The sequence below is a fragment of the Salinisphaera aquimarina genome (genome assembly GCF_042643355.1).
In the GTDB taxonomy this organism is placed as follows: Bacteria; Pseudomonadota; Gammaproteobacteria; order Nevskiales; family Salinisphaeraceae; genus Salinisphaera; species Salinisphaera aquimarina.
The window spans coordinates 81,203-96,932 of sequence record NZ_JBHRSS010000007.1 but is presented as its reverse complement, the minus strand read 5'-3'; the positions used below and the strand labels follow the sequence as shown (position 1 = coordinate 96,932).

Sequence of the window (15,730 nt, the reverse complement as noted above, 5' to 3'; positions counted from 1 at the left end):
TTCGTGACATCCGTGATTTCAGTACCCCACGGTCGCGTCCTGGTCGCCGAGTCGCAGGCTTCGCATCCATCATATGGTCTTTTGCCATATTCTTAACGCACCCATTGGCAATGAGATGTGAGTTCCCACGGTTGCGCGTTTTCGTTTTCGATGCGGGTGTACAGCCTGGCTAAGACGAAAGTCGTGCGAGCGGCCCCTTGATCCGTCGACACGCCTCTTCAATGCCGCTTAACAAGCGTTCTCGCCGAATGAATTCTTAGATATCTAGGCCTGGCCTATAGCATCGAGGTCGGGACCAAGCTGTTTGGCACCTTTCGATACTTGTGATTCGTACGCACTTTCTGCGTAATCGCTTCATAAAAATTGCGATAGCAGTCCTGCCGGTCGCAAGTCGTCTGACATCCACCAGGAATATCGGAGGAACCAATGAATACAGCTGTTTCCAGTTATGTACACGGCGCGAGCGCCAATCCGTTGCTCGGCGCGACCATCGGGCAGGCGTTCGATCAGGCGGCGCGCGACTGGGGCGACCGTCTGGCGCTGGTGAGTCGGCATCAGGATATTCGCTGGAGTTACGCCGAGCTCAAGGAAAAGGTGGATGCTTATGCGGCCGCGTTCGTGGCGATGGGCCTGGCGCCCGGCGAGCGCATCGGCATCTGGTCGCACAACTGCGCGGAATGGATCATCACCCAGTACGCGAGTGCCAAGGCCGGCCTGATCCTGGTCAACATCAACCCGGCCTATCAGCGCTCGGAGGTATCGTATGCGCTCGCCAAGGTGGGCTGCCGGGCGCTGGTGGTGATGCCGCGCCATGCTAGCAGCGACTATCTCGCCATGCTTCAGGAGATTGCACCGGAGCTTGCAGACGCCGAACCGGGCCAGCTGAAAAGCGCGGCCCTGCCGCAGTTGTCGACGATCGTGCGGCTGGGCACCGACAAGACGCCGGGCATGTTCAATTTTGATGATCTGCCGGCGCTGGCCGGCGCCGCCGATCAGCAACGCATACGCGAACTGGCACCGCTGCTGCAGGCCGACGAGCCGATCAATATCCAGTTCACCAGCGGCACCACGGGTCGGCCCAAGGGCGCGACGCTGTCGCACCACAATATCCTCAACAACGGCTATTTCGTAGGCGAGGGCATGCAGCTGGAGGTCGAGGATCGTATCTGCGTGCCGGTGCCGCTGTATCACTGCTTTGGCATGGTGATGGGCAATCTCGCCGCCGTCACTCATGGCTGTGCGGTGGTGTATCCGGCCGGCGCCTTCGAACCCACGGCCACGCTCGAGGCGGTCGCCGTGGAGCGCTGTACCGCATTGTTCGGCGTACCCACGATGTTCATCGCCGAGATGGGCCTGCCGGAATTCGCCGACTACGATCTGGGGTCGTTGCGCACCGGCATCATGGCCGGTTCGCCGTGTCCGCAGGCGGTCATGCAGCGGGTGATCGATGAAATGCATATGGATGAGGTCACCATCGCCTATGGCATGACCGAAACCTCGCCGGTCAGCTGCCAGACCGCGGTCGACGACGCGCTCGAAGCACGGGTGGCGACGGTCGGCCGCGTGCATCCGCATCTCGAGCTCAAGATTGTCGATGAACTGGGGCGCGTGGTGCCGCGCGGCGAGCCGGGCGAGTTCTGCACCCGCGGTTACAGCGTGATGCTCGGCTACTGGGACGACGATCAGCGCACGCACGAGGCCATCGACGCGGCGCGCTGGATGCATACCGGCGATCTCGCGGTTATGGACGCGGCGGGCTATTGCCGCATCGTCGGCCGGCTCAAGGACATGGTCATCCGCGGCGGCGAGAATATCTATCCGCGCGAGATCGAGGAATTTCTCTATCGGCATCCGGCGGTTGCCGATGTACAGGTGATCGGCGTGCCCGACGAGCGCTTCGGCGAAGAGCTATGCGCCTGGGTGCAGCTGACCGCCGACGGCGAGGTGGACGAGGCCGGTCTGCGCGCGTTCTGCGAGGGCGAGATCGCGCATTACAAGATCCCGCGGCATTTTCGTTTCGTCGAGGGCTTTCCCCTGACCGTTACCGGCAAGGTCCAGAAATACCGAATGCGCGAAGCGATGATCGAGGAACTGGGCATCGCCGAGCGCTGACCTCGCGTCGCCGGCCGGCATGCCGAGTCAATCGGCGTAGGGCAGGCGCTCGTCCAGCGCATCCAGGCGCGCCCGCAGGCTCTGGATTTCATCCATCAGATCCAGCGCCAGTGCGAGACCGGAAATATTGACGCCCAGATCGCGATGCAGATGCACGGCCGTGTGCACGCGCGGCAGGTGAACCGCGGCAAACTCCCAGCGCTCATGTCCGTGCTCGGGTTCGATCACGCCTTCCGCTACCAGCATCGCCACCCATTCCGCGTGCACGCCGCAGGAACGGCAAAGCTGACCGAGGGTGACGGTCGAATGCGTTTCCACGATTTCACAGACCAGTTGCTCGGTGTCTTGCTTGGACATGGTTACACTCCCAGGGCCGCGCGCGGGTTGAAGTTCATGCGCTCGGCCATCTGCTCATAGAGTTTGCGGGCGTCGTCATCCTCTGCCGGCGGCAGCATGATGCGCAGCACGACATAGAGGTCGCCGGCCTGCTTGCCGGGCATGCCGCGGCCCTTGAGTCGCAGGCGCCGACCGCCGTTCGAGTTCGCCGGTATCTTGAGGTCCACCGGGCCCGCGGGCGTGGGCGCCTTGACCGTCGCCCCGAGCGCGGCTTCCCACGGTGCCACGGGTAGATCGACGATCAGATCGCTGTCGTCGACGCGAAAGAAGCGGTGCGGCCGGAAGCCGATTTCCAGATACAGATCGCCGGCCGGGCCACCGCCCACGCCGGGCGTGCCCTGACCGGACAGCCGCAGTTGCTGGCCGGCGCGCACGCCCTTGGGAATAGTGACCTTGAGCGAGCGCTCGCGGTTGACCATACGCCCGTCGGGGCCGCGTTCGGGGGCGCGCATCGTTACCGTGCGTACGCCTCCGGTGAAGGCGTCCTCGAGGTCGAGTTCGACCCGCGCGGTATGGTCCTGGCCGCGCATGGCCGGGCCCGGGCCGGCATGGGGGCCGCCGCGACCGAACATCGATTCGAAGAAATCGCTGAAATCCGAGGCATCGGCGCCGGTGAAGCCGCCGCCGTGAAAATCGAAGCCCTGGCCGCCGGCCGACGCCGCACCGGGGCGCGGACCCGGGCCGGGGCGGGCGCCGCCGGGCGGTATCTGGTCATAGGCGGCGCGTTTCTCCGGGTCGCCGAGTACTTCGTAGGCTTCGCCGACGTCCTTGAAACGATCCTCGGCGCCGGCTTCCTTGCTCACGTCCGGATGATACTTGCGAGCCAGCTTGCGATAGGCGCGCTTGATTTCATCCGCCGAGGCGTCGCGGGCGACGCCCAGTGTCTTGTAGTAGTCCTTGTATTCCATCAACCCGGTCGCCGCTCGAAATCTTATGGTCCCAATCTATGTCCGGGGGTGGGCCGTTGCAATGCAGCGGCACATGATGTGTCTATTTGGCGCGGGTCTTGCGCTGCGGTTTGCGCCGGACATAGAGCTGTTTGCGCGTTCGTGCGATGACGGTGCCGTCGGCGGTGACGATATCGTTTTCGAACCAGCGCAGGGTCTTGCGCCCGGTGGCTGCCGACTCGATCAGTTCGTCACGAATGTCGTCGTCGAAGCGGAATTCGGTGTAGACCGTTTCCCGGCCCGGCGCGACAAACTGGATCTCGGCGGCGGCATCCCAGACCAGATAGCCGTCGCCCATGCGCCGGATCGCGAGAATCGCCCAGAACGGGTCGCCCATCTTGAACAGATTGCCGCCGAACTGGGTGCCCATGTAATTGCGATTCCAGGGCCGGAACTTGAGCGCCACGCGGGCATAGGACCAGTCGCTGGCGATTTCCTCCACGTGGATGCCGCTGGCGGCGAAGGGCGGCCAGACATTCATCATTCGGCGCAGCAGGGCAGCTTTCATCGGGTTTCCCGTCGGAGGCGATTGCCTTCATTCTAAACGCCGCGGCGGCGCCACTGTGCACGCCGCGGTAAAGGCCGTATCGTGAGTACTATCCACACTTGGTGCTCAGGGTCGGCGTGCGCCGGTCGGGCGAGATCGGTTTTGCATGCGCGCAATCATCGACTATCTCAGCGGGATCGCGGAAGCGCACTCGGTGAATCCGCTGCTGTTCGTGCTGATCTATGTGGTCAGCACGGTGCCGTTTCTGCTGGTCAGCGGCTGGCTGCTTCATCATATCCAGCGCGAACGGCCGTTGTCGTTTCTGGTGTTTCTCTGGGGCCTTTGCTACACCGCGCCGTATCTCTATGTGCTGGCCGTGGGGCGTGATCTGCCGTGGTGGGTCTATTGCATGGTCGCGTTACTCATCATAAGCGGCCTGACGCTGGCCGCGCGCGGTCTCAAGCGACGTATCCAGCAGGACAAGCAGCCAAATGACGAAGAATAGATCGGACTGCGGTCTGGCGAGACGCTAAACTGTATCGATGCCCGACGCTTCTCCGATAACGCTCGCCGTAGTGGGCGCGCTGCTGCTGATCTATCTGTTCGGCGGTTTCATCAAGGGCGCGGCGGCGTTCGGCCAGCCGATGATGACGATCCCCTTGTCCAGTTTCTTTCTGCCGGTGCCCACGGCGATCGCGATCTCGATTGCGCCGGTGATGATCGCCAACGTCGTCCAGCTGGTTCAGAATCGCCGTGCGATTGGCTCGACGCTCGTCTACTGGCCGTTCTATCTGACGCTGTCGATCAGCATGATGGCGGGGCTGGTGGTGTTCTCGAACGCGGGCCATGCGCAGCTGCTCACGTTCATCGGCGTGTTGATCATGGTTTTCGTGGTGGTCCAGCTCAGCGGCTGGCAGCCGCGTATCGTCACCCCGTTGCGCCTGCGCGTACAGCTGGTCTGCGGCGTGGTGTCGGGGTTGCTCGGTGGCATTACCTCGTTCGCGAGTTTTCCCTCGATTCCCGTGTTCGTGGCCTGTCGCATGGAGCGCCACGTCTTTTCCATGGTTGTCGGCGTCATGTTCCTGCTGGTGTCGACCATTCTCTCGACCGGCCTGTCGATGCTGGGTATATACGGCAAGGCCGAGATCGCGGTGATGCTGGCCTGCATCCTGCCCTCGGTCGCGGGCCAGATGATCGGCCAGCGCATGCGCGACCGCTTGCCCGAAGAGCGCCTGCGGCTGGTCGTGTTCAGCATGCTCGGCGCCATGGGCGTGAGTCTGGTGCTGCGCGGGCTGCTGTGAACCCGGCGGCCGTCGCGCCTCAGCGACGGGTCAGGCGATAGACGCGTTCGCAGGCCTGGCTGACGCCCTTGCTGCTCAGATGATCGCCGGGCGCGAGTGCGTCGCGCTCGCACAGCATGGCCACGTCGCAGGCATCACCGTAGAGACGCTGCACCTCCGCGTCGCTCACGGCGAACGGTGGGCCCTGCATTTCCCTTTGGCCGTAATCCAGGGCGATCAAAAATATCGTCGCGCCCGGGCGCAGCGCGGCCAGCAGATGGGCGCTGTAGTCGGCGCGCAACGCCGGCGGCAGGGCAATCAGGGCGGCCCGGTCGTAGACGGCGTCATGAGCCGCGATTCGGTCGGCGTCCAGATCGAAGAAGTCACCCACCAACAGTTCGATCGCACCGCTGCGATAACGAACGAAACGACCGATGTCATCCCGGCTCGCGTCGAGCTGCTGCTCGGCCAGAAAATCGCGCGCGGCGCGGTCGCTGAACTCCACCCCGGTGACGGTGTGCCCCTGGGCCGCGAGCCAGAGCATGTCCGGCGTCTTGCCACACAGCGGCACGAGCACCGAAGTGCCTTCAGCGAGTCCGAGCGTCGACCACCATTCCGCGAGCAGTGGCTGGCCCTGCGGCTGATGGAAGCCGATCTGCTGGTTGTCCCAGCGGTCGAGCCAGAAATCCCGGTTCATTGATCTGCTCCAGACTTGTGTTCTGGGTCCAGGTCGAGTTCCGGATAATGACGAAACACACCGTCCTGATTGAACGGCATGCGCCGCTCGCTGGCCAGATAGGCCGCCAGGCGCGGGCGCGCGGCGACGCGCTCGGCCAGGGCCATCACCCGTGGTACGTCCGCGGCCAGGTCGGCCAGCGCATTCGGAAACGCATGGGCCAACCCGGCGACAACCTGCAACAGCGACAGGTCGGCGGTGCTGCAGTGTGCGCCGACCAGCCAGTCGTGGTTCTGATTGGCGGTGAGCACCGCCTCGAAATACGCCAGGAACCGCGGCAGGCGTTGATGCACGAAATCGGCCGCACGTCGCCTGGCTTCGGTGCGCTGGTCTTCGTAATACCGGGACGATGCGATCGGATGATGGGTATCGTGGATTTCTGCGGTGAAATCGGTGAGCGTGAGTTGCAGACCGTGGCACCAGAGCCGGTCGGCCTCGCGCTCGGGGGCGAGATCCAGCCGCGGGCCGAGGAACTGCAGAATATTGGCGACGTGCGATACCTCGAAGCCGTCCACGCGCAGAAACGGCGGCGCAAACGGCGGCCGTGGATTCTCACTCGCGTCGAGCCCGGCGCTGACCGCCGCCAGCCCATGGCCCGGGGCGGTGCTATAGGCGATATCCACATAGTTGGCCCCTGCATCCTCGAGGGCCAGACGCACGAATTCACCGCGGCCGGGAATGCCGGGCCAGTAATAGAGTTCATAGCTCATGGACGAGTACCTCGTGCGTGGCCGTGGGTTCAAAGAAGATTGGATTGCAGCGGCTGCTCGGCTGCGTCGACGAAGCCCGACAGGCCCACGCCCACGAGCCGGTAACGCGCACCGGCGCCGTCGTTCACACGATCGCGCAGCGCGCAGGCGATCGCCGCGACCGCCGCGGCCGAATCCGGCGGCGCCTGCGGGGTGAAACTGCGGGTCAGCGTACGAAAATCCGATGTCTTGAGCTTGAGCACGACCGTGCGTGCCACCCGCGACTGCTTGCAGCGGTGATTGGCCCAGGTCTTTTCCGCCAGTCGTTGAATATGTTCGGTCAGCTCGGCCAGGGGCAGATCCTCGCGCAGGGTATCCTCGGCAGATACCTGCGAGGCGGCGCGGCGCGGCTGAACCGGGCGCTCGTCGATGCCGTAGGCAAGCTCGTGCAGCCGTTGTCCCCAGCGGCCGAAACGCGCGACCAGCACGGCCGCCTCGAAGCCGCGCAGATCGCCGACGGTGGTCACGCCCATGGCATGCAGCTTGGCCTTCATCACCTTGCCCACGCCGGGCACCTTGCCGATATCCAGCGGGATCAGGAACGCATCCACGCGCCTGGGCGTGACCACGAACTGCCCGTTGGGCTTGCGCCAGTCCGAGGCGACCTTGGCGAGAAACTTGTTGGGCGCGATGCCGGCCGACGCGGTCAGGCCGGTTTCGTCCCGGATCGCCGCGCGTACCGCTTCGGCCGTCGCGGTCGCCGACGGCAGGCCGCCGCGTACGTTGGTGACGTCGAGATAGGCCTCGTCCAGCGACAGTGGCTCGACCAGATCGGTATAGCGCAGAAAGATCGCACGGATCTGCTGCGAGACCGCTTTGTAGCGGGCGAAGTCGGGGGCCACGAAGATGGCGTCGGGGCACAGCCGCTCGGCGCGAACCGCGGGCATCGCCGAGCGTACGCCGAACACACGCGCCTCGTAGCTCGCCGCGGTGACCACCGAGCGCAGCCCGCGTCGGGCCACCACCACCGGCTTGCCGCGCAACGCCGGGTCATCACGCTGTTCCACGGAGGCATAGAACGCGTCCATATCCACATGCACGATCTTGCGCGGCGCATCGTTCATGGCAGGAATCGTGCGCAGGTGACCGCGGTCACCGGCGGGCGCCCTGCGGCAGCCGTGGCCGGGCGCGTTACCATAGGCGGCTTTACGGCCGTGCGGTGGGTCCGTGCGGTATTCAATTGTCTGGGTAGCCACTGCATCATGGATCGTCCGCGATATTACACTCTGCGTTTTTCCTGCCCCGATCGGGTCGGCATCGTCGCCCGCGTGGCGAGCTTCTTCGCCGAGCACGGCGGCTGGATCCTGCGCTCGAGCCAGCATTCCGATGAAGACTCCAACCGCTTCTTCATGCGGGTGGAAGTGCGCGCCGATTCGCTGTCGTTTCATCTGAGCGAACTGCGCCGGCGTTTCGAGCCCGTGGCCGAAGAACTCGACATGGACTGGCAGATCAGCGACAGCGCGGTCAAGAAACGCGTCGTGATTCTGGTCTCGAAGCAGATGCACTGTATCTACGACCTGCTGGAGCGCTGGCAGTCGCGCGAACTGGAGATCGAGATTCCCTGTGTAATCTCCAATCACGCTGAAGCGCGCGGACTGGTCGAGTGGCACGGCATCCCGTTTCACCACGTGCCCGTCTCCAAGGATAACAAGCCCGAGGCCTGGGCCGAGATCGAACGACTGTTCGTGGAATCCGGCGGCGAGGCGATGGTGCTCGCCCGCTTCATGCAGATTCTGCCGGCGGATCTGTGCGACCGCTTTACCGGTCGTATTCTGAATATCCACCACAGCTTCCTGCCCAGCTTCGTGGGTGCCTCACCTTATCTGCAGGCCTACCGCCGCGGCGTCAAGCAGGTCGGGGCGACCTGTCACTATGTCACCGCGGATCTCGACCAGGGCCCGATCATCGACCAGGACGTCACCCGCGTGGATCATGGCGACACCGTCAAGGACCTGATCCGCTACGGCAAGGACATCGAGAAGGCGGTGCTCGCCCGCGGCCTGCGTCATCATCTGGAAGACCGCGTGCTGATCAGCGGGCGGCGCACGGTCGTACTCTAGCGACCGTTCGCTGCGAGGCGGACAAGGCCGGCCGCGTCATAGCGACTGGCCGCCCGTGAGCTCGATGCGCTGGCCGTTGAGCCAGGCGAAATCACTCGACAACAGACCGGCGACGGCCGCGCCGATGTCATCGGGTTTAGCGGTACGCCCCAGCGGCGTGATCGAGGCGAAATGCGCGTTCAGTTCCGGATTGTCGCGTACCGCGCCGCCGGCGAAGTCGGTCTCCACCGCGCCCGGCGCGATTGCATTCACGGTGATCTGGCGGTCGCCGAGTTCCTTGGCCATATAGCGCGTGGTGACCTCCATCGCGCTCTTCATTGCCGAATAGGCGCAGTGGTTTTCGAGCACGAAGCGGGTCGCCGCGGTAGACACGTTCAGGATGCGCCCGCCGCGCGCGATCATCGGCAGCAGGGTCTTGCTGAGCAGATACGGCCCCTTGAAATGCACGCGATATAGCGCGTCCAGATCGTCCTCGGTGGTTTGCTCGTAGGGCGCGAGGATGCCGTTGCCGGCGTTATGGATGACGAAATCCAGGTCGCGGCGGCCGAATCGGTCTTGCAGCGTCTTTGCCAGATCGCTTTTCAGGGCCTCGAAAGCAGTGCTGTCGCCGACATCGAGCTTCAACATGGCCGCCTTGCCGCCGGCCGTCTCGATCTCCTGCACCACGGCCTCGGCGTCGTCGGCATGGCTGTGGTAAGTGCCGATCACGTCGACACCGGCCCTGGTCAGATGCAGGGCCATGCTGCGCCCCAGGCCGCGACTGGCCCCGGTGAGGAAAGCAATCTTGTTGGGCATGGGTGGCTACTGGAACAGGAAAGGTGAGCACGCGTATAGGGCCCGCTCCTGTGCCGGGTTGTGCGGGCGAATGACGCCGGATCGAGCGCAGGCACGTGGAAAACGCGATTTGCTCGTAGTCGCGCCGCCCGGCTTCAGCGGTTCGGCCGATGTAAGAACGAGGTCCGGAAAGCGGCGCGGCGTTGCCGAGCGAAGGCATGCCTCCTGCCGTTGAAAAACCGCGGACCGACGATGTCGAGCACGAGCGATCGTATCGGGCTTCTGTCGGGGCCGGGCGCATCGGGCGACGCGGTGGCCATCGGTCTGTCACGCGCGAACGCGGGTTGTGTAGCCCATGTTTGCCTGAAGAATGCTCAGGGCAGGCGGGCCAGCCGCCCAGCTCGCGCGAGGCGTATGCAGTGCGACCCGACCGCGCGTGCTTCAGCCCATCTTGGCCAGTTCCTGGCCGGTTGTAATGGCTTCTTCACGGGTCTTGGGCATCCGATCGGCCGCGGGCCGTTTCGGCGCTTCTTCGTTGTCGAAGCGCACTTCAATTTCCCAGCCGTTCTCGACTTCGCGGCCGAGAGTCTGAAATCCACGCGTATCGTCGCTTTCGAGGGTTTCCCAACCGGTCATGTTCTTGGTCATGGGTGATGGCCTCTCTAGTGATTGAGGCCGCACATGCTAACAGTGGAGCAGCGATTTGCAGGTCAGTATTAGTGCGGGGTTTTCCGGCCTGACGAGTCGGCCCGCATGCCGAGCCCGTGACCGCGCCCGGTGCGACCAAACACGGCCCCGGGCGTCGCGATGCGGCGCCCGGAACCTGACGATCATTGGCGCCCGAGCAGACCGGTGAAAAACTGGGTGGCGTTGGTTTCCAGGCTGTCGATATCGTAGCCGCCTTCCTGGATCACGCAGACCGGCATGTCGAGTTCGGCCATGGCGCGGCCGATCCGATTGAAGCCTTCGCTGGTGACCGCGACCTTGGCCTGCGGGTCGTCCTTGTAGATATCGAAGCCCAGCGGCAGCACGAGCACGTCGGCGTCGAACAGCTTGATCGCGGCGATCGCTTCGTCGAGTTTCTCGAAGAAGGTTGCCTCGGGCGAGCCGTGCGGCATCGGCAGGTTGATGTTATAGCCATAACCCGGGCCGGCGCCGCGTTCGTCGGCATGACCGGTGACCACCGGATAGAAGTTGGTGGGGTCGCCGTGAATGGAGATATAGAGCACGTCATCGCGCTCGTAGAAGATTTCCTGGATGCCCTGACCGTGGTGCATGTCGGGGTCGAGGATGGCAACGCGGTTGTATTTCTCGCGCAGGGCCTCGGCGGCGATCGCGGCGTTGTTGAGATAGCAGAAGCCGCCGGCGCCGTCGCGGCGGGCGTGGTGCCCCGGCGGGCGGCACAGGCCGTAGGCGGTGTCGGCACCGTTGAGAATGTCGTCTGCGGCGCTGAGCGCGGTCTGGGCGGACTGATAGGCCGCGGCCCAGGTCTTCTCGCCGATCGGGCAGCTGCCGTCGGCCTGATAACGCGCGGATTCGGCGAGAATACCCTTGAGCGGATTGGGCGAGCGCACGAAGATATTGGACATCACTTCGTTGCCCCAGTCGTCGGGGATCTCCATCCAGCGCCGGTGGGCGGATTCCAGAAACCGCAGATAGCCCAGGTCATGCACGCGCGAGATCGTGGCCATGCCGTGATCGACAGGCGTGGACACTTCAATGCCCAGTCCCTCGAGCGCGGCGAGCAGCGGCGGGGTGCGGGCCGGGATTTCCTGGGGGGCGCGCATCTGGCCGCGGGTGAGATAGCTTTGCGGTATATGCCCGTTCTGGGCTTCATCGAAATAGGCTTTCACGGTGTCGATCCCGTCGCTGGTGAATGAAATAAGCCGAAGGCAGGCAACATACGCCCTGTATCTATTGTCCTGCAATATGAATGCCGCTCGAGGCGGCGAGCGATAAGCCGCGTTCGACCGAGTTGCGCATAAAAAAGCCGGCAGGGGACAACCTGCCGGCTTTCTCTACCACAACAAACGCGCAGATCAGCTGCCGTCGGGCACGGTCTGCAGTTCGACGTATTCCAGCAGGCCGTCGTGGCCGCCCTCGCGGCCGATGCCGGACTGGAGCATGCCGCCGAACGGGGCGTGCGCGGCCGGGCCGGTGCCGGTGTTGTAGCCACAGTGGCCGAAATGCAGCTGCCCGATGATCTTGTGGGCGCGCTTGGCGTCCTTGCCGAACACATAGGCGGCCAGGCCGAACTCGGTGCGGTTGCCGAGGGTGACGGCTTCCTCGTCGGTGTCGAACTCGATCATCGGCACCAGCGGGCCGAAGGTCTCGTCCGTGCAGCACTTCATGTCGTGGGTGACGTCGGTGATCACGGTCGGGGTATAGAACAGGTTCTTGTCGGAATCCAGTTCATCCGGGTGCTTGCCGGCCACCAGCTTGGCGCCCTTGGACAGCGCGTCCTTGACATGGTCGTGGACCTTGTCGAAGCCGGCCTTGTTGATCAGCGGACCGACGTCGACGTCATCGTCCATGCCGTCGCCGACCTTGAGCGCCTTGACCTTGTCGACGACTTTTTCGCTGAATTCCTTGTACACGCCTTTCTGCACGAAGATACGGTTGGCGCAGACACAGGTCTGGCCACCGCCACGAAACTTGTTGGCGATCAGGTTCTCCGCGGCCGCATCCAGGTCGGCGTCGTCGAGCACGATGAACGGCGCGTTGCCGCCCAGTTCCAGACCCAGCTTCTTGACGTTGTCCTTGGACTGGTCGATGAGCAGCTGGCCGACGCCGGTCGAGCCGGTAAACGAGATCATCGGCACGTCGGGCGAACTCATCAGTTCGCCGCCGATCTGCGAGGACGACCCCATGACCAGATTGATCATGCCCTTGGGCAGTTCCAGGCGCTCATGCATGAGCTGGAACATGGCGATCATGGTCAGCGGCGTTTCGGTCGCCGGCTTGATCACCACCGGGCAGCCGGCGGCAAGTGCCGGCGCGATCTTCTTGGCGATCATGCCGATCGGGAAGTTCCAGGGCGTGATCAGACCGGCCACGCCGATCGAGCGCTTGTGAACCGTCCATGTGCAGCCCTTGGCCTTGTCGGCCAGTTCTTCGGGCGCCAGCGCGGCTTCCATGCTCTTGGCGTAGTAGTCGAAAAAGCTCGCGGCGTATTCGACTTCGCCCTGGGCTTCCTTCCACGGCTTGCCGTGCTCCAGGCAGAGGATGCGACCGATTTCCTCTTTTTCATCGAGCAGCGCGTCGCGGGTGTCTTCGAGCCACTCGCGGCGTGTTTCCACATCCGGCACAGAGGGCAGGGCGGCGTTGGCCGCAGCGATCGCGCGTGTGGTCTCGTCGGTCCCCATCTTCGGGATTTCGGCCAGGGTCTTGCCGTTGGCGGGGTTGAGTACTTCGATGGTCTCGCCGGAGTCGGCACCGACCCACTGGCCGTCAATATAGCCGGCGAGATTCTTGAGCAAATACGATTCGATCATGCGTGTCCTCGGTCCTGTCGGTTCGACGAAAGCTGGACTGGTGCAGCGCGCGGCACGGCGCCCTGCAGCGGTTGATTCATTCCACGGTTATCGGGGCGATAACCCGGTTTTAAAGCCGTTCGCCGCGCGGTCACGGCGCACGTCGGCATTTCAGGCGCCACCCGGCGCATAGCCGTGCCGCTTGCTGACTTCATTGAAAAGAGGCTCGCCCGCGCGCCAGTGCGCGAGGTTGTCCAGAAACTGTTGCATGAGCGCATCGCGCCAGCCGATGAAATCGCCGGCCATATGGGCGGACATCAATACGTTGTCCATCGTCCACAACGGATGCTCGGACGGCAGCGGCTCCTGCTCGAACACGTCCAGTGCGGCACCGGCGATCTCGCCGCGGGTCAAGGCGTCGACCAGCGCGTCGGTGACCACGATCGGGCCCCGACCGATGTTGATGAAGCGTGCATGTGTGGCCATCGCGGCGAAGCGGGGCGCATCGAACCAGCCCTCGGTGGCGTCGGTCAGGGGCGCGGCCACCACCACGTAATCGGCGTCGCCCAGGTGGGTATCGATATCCGCCGCCGCGTACACGGCTTCGAATACTTCGTCGGCGTCGCGCGCTCTGCGGGCGATGCCGCTGACGTGCATGCCGACCGCCTTGCACAGCGCGCCGATCTGGCGGCCGATCGAGCCCGCGCCCACGACCAGTACGCGCTTGTCGCGGATGGACTCCGTATCGCGGTGCACCCAGCGGCGTTCCTGCTGGTAGCGGATGTTGTTGCGGGTGTCCTTGGCGAACAGGAGGATCGCGCCCAGCACGTACTCGGCGATGCAGCGATCGAAGATTCCCTGCGCATTGGTCACCGGGATATTCGAATCCACCAGGGCATCGAACATCAGCTGATCGACCCCGGCGCTCGCGGCGTGGACCCATTCCAGGCTGTCGGCCGCGTCCCAGGCCGCCTCGAGCGATTCGGTGCGGAAATCGGTGACCAGCAGAATCCGGCTGCCGGGCAGAGCAGCGCGCAGGCTGGCTTCATCGTGGGCGACCTGAACATCCGCGTGCTCGCGCAGGCGCGCGAGACTGTCCGGCCCATCGGGTCCGTCGCTGAGAACGGTGATGCGAGGTCGCGGCTCGTCGCGATCGCTGTCGGCCGCGCTCGGCTGGTTTTCTTGGGTCATGAACACAGGGCGGCAGCAGGGCGCGCGTTGCGCGCGCGGACAGTAAACAATGAGGCACGTTACCCAGACCCTGTTGCAGGCGTCAATAGGCGTGCGCAAGCTCGGTGCAGCCTTGTCTTGACCGGGGTTGCCAGACCTGACTACGCTCGCGCAATCGGCTGCGTCGGCGCGGCCCGGGTTTTCCCCTAACAGAGGTAGGCATGGCCGTAAATCTGGAAACAAGCAGTCAGGTTCTGGCGACCGACCCGGACAAGCGCTATGTGCGCGATCGAATGGTCTGGAACCCGGCGATGCATGCCATCCCGATCTCGGGCATCCGCCGGATGGTCAATCGTGCCGCCGAGCTCGACGACGTGGTGCATCTGTCGATCGGGCAACCGGATTTTCCGACCCCGCGCCATATCATCGATGCGCATATCCATGCCCTGGAAGCGGGCCAGACCGGCTATACCATGGACGCCGGCCTGCCGGAACTGCTGACGGCGCTCAAGGAGTACTACAACGCCAAGTACCGCAGCACACTCACCGAAGACAATTTCCTGATCACCACGGGTGCCACCGAAGGCATCTATCTGATGATCACGGCGATGGCCGCGCCCGGGCGCGAATTCATCATCGCCGACCCGACGTTTCTGCTCTACGCACCGCTGATCCGCATGAACGGCGGCCAGGTGCGCACGGTGCCGACCAAGGCCAGCGAGGGTCATCAGATCGACCCGGAACGCATCATCAAGATGATCGGGCCGAACACCCACGCGATCATCCTCAATTCGCCGAGCAACCCGACCGGCACGGTATATCCGCGCGAGACCATCGAATGGCTGTGCCAGGAAGCGGCCTATCGCGGCGTCGAGATCCTCTCCGACGAGGTCTATGACCGCCTGATTCTCGACGATATCGACTATCCGAGCGTGCTCTCCTGTGCCACCGATCTCGACGGCGTGGCCGTGGTGTCGAGCTTCTCCAAGACCTACGCGATGCCGGGTCTGCGGGTCGGCTGGATCGTGGCCGACCAGAACACCATCCGCACCCTGCGGCGCTACCACATGTTCACCACCACGGTGGCGAGCACGCCGGCGCAGTGGGCCGGGGTTGCCGCGCTGCTGGGCGATCAGCGCTGTGTGGATGACATGGTCTCCGAATATGCGCGCCGGCGTGATCGCGTGGTCGAACTGGTTGCCGATACCCCGGGGCTGACCGGCTATTGGCCGCAGGGCGCGTTCTATATCGCGCCGTCGCTGCCGCACAATGTCGATGCCGCCAATATCGCCATGCGCATGCTCGAGGAAACCGGCGTGTGCGTGATTCCGGGTGACGCCTTCGGCGAGGAATCGAGCAATCTGCTGCGGATCAGCTATTCCACCTCGATGGAGAATATCGAGGAGGCATTTGCGCGCTTGCAACCGTGGATGGCGCGCCAGCCCGAGATCGCCGGCCACGGCTGAGGCAACCGGGCGATCGCCCGACCTGCGAACTCATGGGTTCGCAGGCCAACCCGGCAGGAACGGCTTGTCCTGTGGGGTTG

16 protein-coding genes are annotated in these 15,730 nt (G+C 64.2%); 5 read left to right on the top strand and 11 right to left on the bottom strand.

The genetic code is table 11. The features are described from left to right. Window positions 1–426 precede the first annotated feature (426 nt). On the top strand, window positions 427–2,112 hold the full coding sequence (locus ACFOSU_RS14910; RefSeq protein WP_380690731.1) for an AMP-binding protein: 1,686 nt from the start codon (window positions 427–429) through the stop codon (window positions 2,110–2,112). 27 nt (window positions 2,113–2,139) lie between these two features. Here the strand turns inward: ACFOSU_RS14910 and ACFOSU_RS14905 are convergent, their stop codons facing one another. The 3 genes from ACFOSU_RS14905 to ACFOSU_RS14895 form a co-directional block, all read right to left on the bottom strand. Then, window positions 2,140–2,469: a chaperone modulator CbpM gene (locus tag ACFOSU_RS14905; protein ID WP_380690730.1), complete on the bottom strand. Its 330-nt coding sequence runs from the start codon at window positions 2,467–2,469 to the stop codon at window positions 2,140–2,142. 2 nt (window positions 2,470–2,471) lie between these two features. Continuing rightward, window positions 2,472–3,416, bottom strand: coding sequence for a DnaJ C-terminal domain-containing protein (locus ACFOSU_RS14900; RefSeq protein WP_380690729.1), 945 nt, complete (start codon window positions 3,414–3,416; stop codon window positions 2,472–2,474). Window positions 3,417–3,498: 82 nt separating this feature from the next. After that, window positions 3,499–3,963: a DUF4442 domain-containing protein gene (locus ACFOSU_RS14895; RefSeq protein ID WP_380690728.1), complete on the bottom strand. Its 465-nt coding sequence runs from the start codon at window positions 3,961–3,963 to the stop codon at window positions 3,499–3,501. Between the two features lie 145 nt (window positions 3,964–4,108). Here ACFOSU_RS14895 and ACFOSU_RS14890 point away from each other — a divergent pair, with 145 nt between their 5' ends. Continuing rightward, window positions 4,109–4,447 carry a hypothetical protein gene (locus ACFOSU_RS14890; RefSeq protein ID WP_380690727.1) on the top strand — a complete coding sequence of 113 codons (339 nt, stop codon included), beginning with the start codon at window positions 4,109–4,111 and terminating at the stop codon, window positions 4,445–4,447. Window positions 4,448–4,484: 37 nt separating this feature from the next. Beyond that, window positions 4,485–5,243, top strand: coding sequence for a TSUP family transporter (locus ACFOSU_RS14885; protein WP_380690726.1), 759 nt, complete (start codon window positions 4,485–4,487; stop codon window positions 5,241–5,243). A 19-nt stretch (window positions 5,244–5,262) separates the two neighbouring features. Here ACFOSU_RS14885 and ACFOSU_RS14880 read toward each other — a convergent pair whose 3' ends face one another. Genes ACFOSU_RS14880 through dinB form a run of 3 tightly spaced genes read right to left on the bottom strand, consistent with a single transcriptional unit; the run spans window position 5,263 to window position 7,771 of the window. After that, window positions 5,263–5,919 carry a thiopurine S-methyltransferase gene (locus ACFOSU_RS14880; protein ID WP_380690725.1) on the bottom strand — a complete coding sequence of 219 codons (657 nt, stop codon included), beginning with the start codon at window positions 5,917–5,919 and terminating at the stop codon, window positions 5,263–5,265. After that, window positions 5,916–6,668: a glutathione S-transferase gene (locus ACFOSU_RS14875; protein ID WP_380690724.1), complete on the bottom strand. Its 753-nt coding sequence runs from the start codon at window positions 6,666–6,668 to the stop codon at window positions 5,916–5,918. The genes ACFOSU_RS14880 and ACFOSU_RS14875 overlap by 4 nt, the downstream gene beginning before the upstream one ends. 29 nt (window positions 6,669–6,697) lie before the next feature. Next, the gene (dinB, locus tag ACFOSU_RS14870; protein WP_380690723.1) at window positions 6,698–7,771 is read right to left on the bottom strand and encodes a DNA polymerase IV; all 1,074 of its coding nucleotides are present in this window, start codon (window positions 7,769–7,771) and stop codon (window positions 6,698–6,700) included. 138 nt (window positions 7,772–7,909) lie between these two features. Between dinB and purU the strand changes: the two genes are divergently transcribed. Next, the gene (gene purU, locus ACFOSU_RS14865; RefSeq protein ID WP_380690722.1) at window positions 7,910–8,767 is read left to right on the top strand and encodes a formyltetrahydrofolate deformylase; all 858 of its coding nucleotides are present in this window, start codon (window positions 7,910–7,912) and stop codon (window positions 8,765–8,767) included. A 36-nt stretch (window positions 8,768–8,803) separates the two neighbouring features. Here the strand turns inward: purU and ACFOSU_RS14860 are convergent, their stop codons facing one another. From ACFOSU_RS14860 to ACFOSU_RS14840, 5 genes are all read right to left on the bottom strand, one after another. Next, window positions 8,804–9,562: an SDR family NAD(P)-dependent oxidoreductase gene (locus ACFOSU_RS14860; protein ID WP_380690721.1), complete on the bottom strand. Its 759-nt coding sequence runs from the start codon at window positions 9,560–9,562 to the stop codon at window positions 8,804–8,806. A 420-nt stretch (window positions 9,563–9,982) separates the two neighbouring features. Then, entirely contained in the window at window positions 9,983–10,189 is a 207-nt protein-coding gene (locus ACFOSU_RS14855) for a hypothetical protein (protein ID WP_380690720.1), read from the bottom strand. A 182-nt stretch (window positions 10,190–10,371) separates the two neighbouring features. Next, window positions 10,372–11,394: a histone deacetylase family protein gene (locus ACFOSU_RS14850; protein WP_380690719.1), complete on the bottom strand. Its 1,023-nt coding sequence runs from the start codon at window positions 11,392–11,394 to the stop codon at window positions 10,372–10,374. Between the two features lie 186 nt (window positions 11,395–11,580). Next, entirely contained in the window at window positions 11,581–13,035 is a 1,455-nt protein-coding gene (locus tag ACFOSU_RS14845) for an NAD-dependent succinate-semialdehyde dehydrogenase (RefSeq protein ID WP_380690718.1), read from the bottom strand. A 150-nt stretch (window positions 13,036–13,185) separates the two neighbouring features. Further along, window positions 13,186–14,205 (bottom strand): D-2-hydroxyacid dehydrogenase, encoded by a 1,020-nt coding sequence (locus ACFOSU_RS14840; RefSeq protein WP_380690717.1) that lies wholly within the window; start codon window positions 14,203–14,205, stop codon window positions 13,186–13,188. A gap of 200 nt (window positions 14,206–14,405) precedes the next feature. Between ACFOSU_RS14840 and ACFOSU_RS14835 the strand changes: the two genes are divergently transcribed. Further along, a complete protein-coding gene (locus ACFOSU_RS14835; protein WP_380690716.1) occupies window positions 14,406–15,650 on the top strand; it encodes a pyridoxal phosphate-dependent aminotransferase in 1,245 nt (414 codons plus the stop codon). The last annotated feature ends 80 nt before the right edge of the window (window positions 15,651–15,730 follow it).

Bases quoted from the DNA above. Each gene is read 5' to 3' on its own strand.
- ACFOSU_RS14910 (WP_380690731.1), top strand. From the start codon at position 427: ATGAATACAGCTGTTTCCAGTTATGTACACGGCGCGAGCGCCAATCCG.
- ACFOSU_RS14905 (WP_380690730.1), bottom strand. From the start codon at position 2,469: ATGTCCAAGCAAGACACCGAGCAACTGGTCTGTGAAATCGTGGAAACG.
- ACFOSU_RS14900 (WP_380690729.1), bottom strand. From the start codon at position 3,416: ATGGAATACAAGGACTACTACAAGACACTGGGCGTCGCCCGCGACGCC.
- ACFOSU_RS14895 (WP_380690728.1), bottom strand. From the start codon at position 3,963: ATGAAAGCTGCCCTGCTGCGCCGAATGATGAATGTCTGGCCGCCCTTC.
- ACFOSU_RS14890 (WP_380690727.1), top strand. From the start codon at position 4,109: ATGCGCGCAATCATCGACTATCTCAGCGGGATCGCGGAAGCGCACTCG.
- ACFOSU_RS14885 (WP_380690726.1), top strand. From the start codon at position 4,485: ATGCCCGACGCTTCTCCGATAACGCTCGCCGTAGTGGGCGCGCTGCTG.
- ACFOSU_RS14880 (WP_380690725.1), bottom strand. From the start codon at position 5,919: ATGAACCGGGATTTCTGGCTCGACCGCTGGGACAACCAGCAGATCGGC.
- ACFOSU_RS14875 (WP_380690724.1), bottom strand. From the start codon at position 6,668: ATGAGCTATGAACTCTATTACTGGCCCGGCATTCCCGGCCGCGGTGAA.
- dinB (WP_380690723.1), bottom strand. From the start codon at position 7,771: ATGAACGATGCGCCGCGCAAGATCGTGCATGTGGATATGGACGCGTTC.
- purU (WP_380690722.1), top strand. From the start codon at position 7,910: ATGGATCGTCCGCGATATTACACTCTGCGTTTTTCCTGCCCCGATCGG.
- ACFOSU_RS14860 (WP_380690721.1), bottom strand. From the start codon at position 9,562: ATGCCCAACAAGATTGCTTTCCTCACCGGGGCCAGTCGCGGCCTGGGG.
- ACFOSU_RS14855 (WP_380690720.1), bottom strand. From the start codon at position 10,189: ATGACCAAGAACATGACCGGTTGGGAAACCCTCGAAAGCGACGATACG.
- ACFOSU_RS14845 (WP_380690718.1), bottom strand. From the start codon at position 13,035: ATGATCGAATCGTATTTGCTCAAGAATCTCGCCGGCTATATTGACGGC.
- ACFOSU_RS14840 (WP_380690717.1), bottom strand. From the start codon at position 14,205: ATGACCCAAGAAAACCAGCCGAGCGCGGCCGACAGCGATCGCGACGAG.
- ACFOSU_RS14835 (WP_380690716.1), top strand. From the start codon at position 14,406: ATGGCCGTAAATCTGGAAACAAGCAGTCAGGTTCTGGCGACCGACCCG.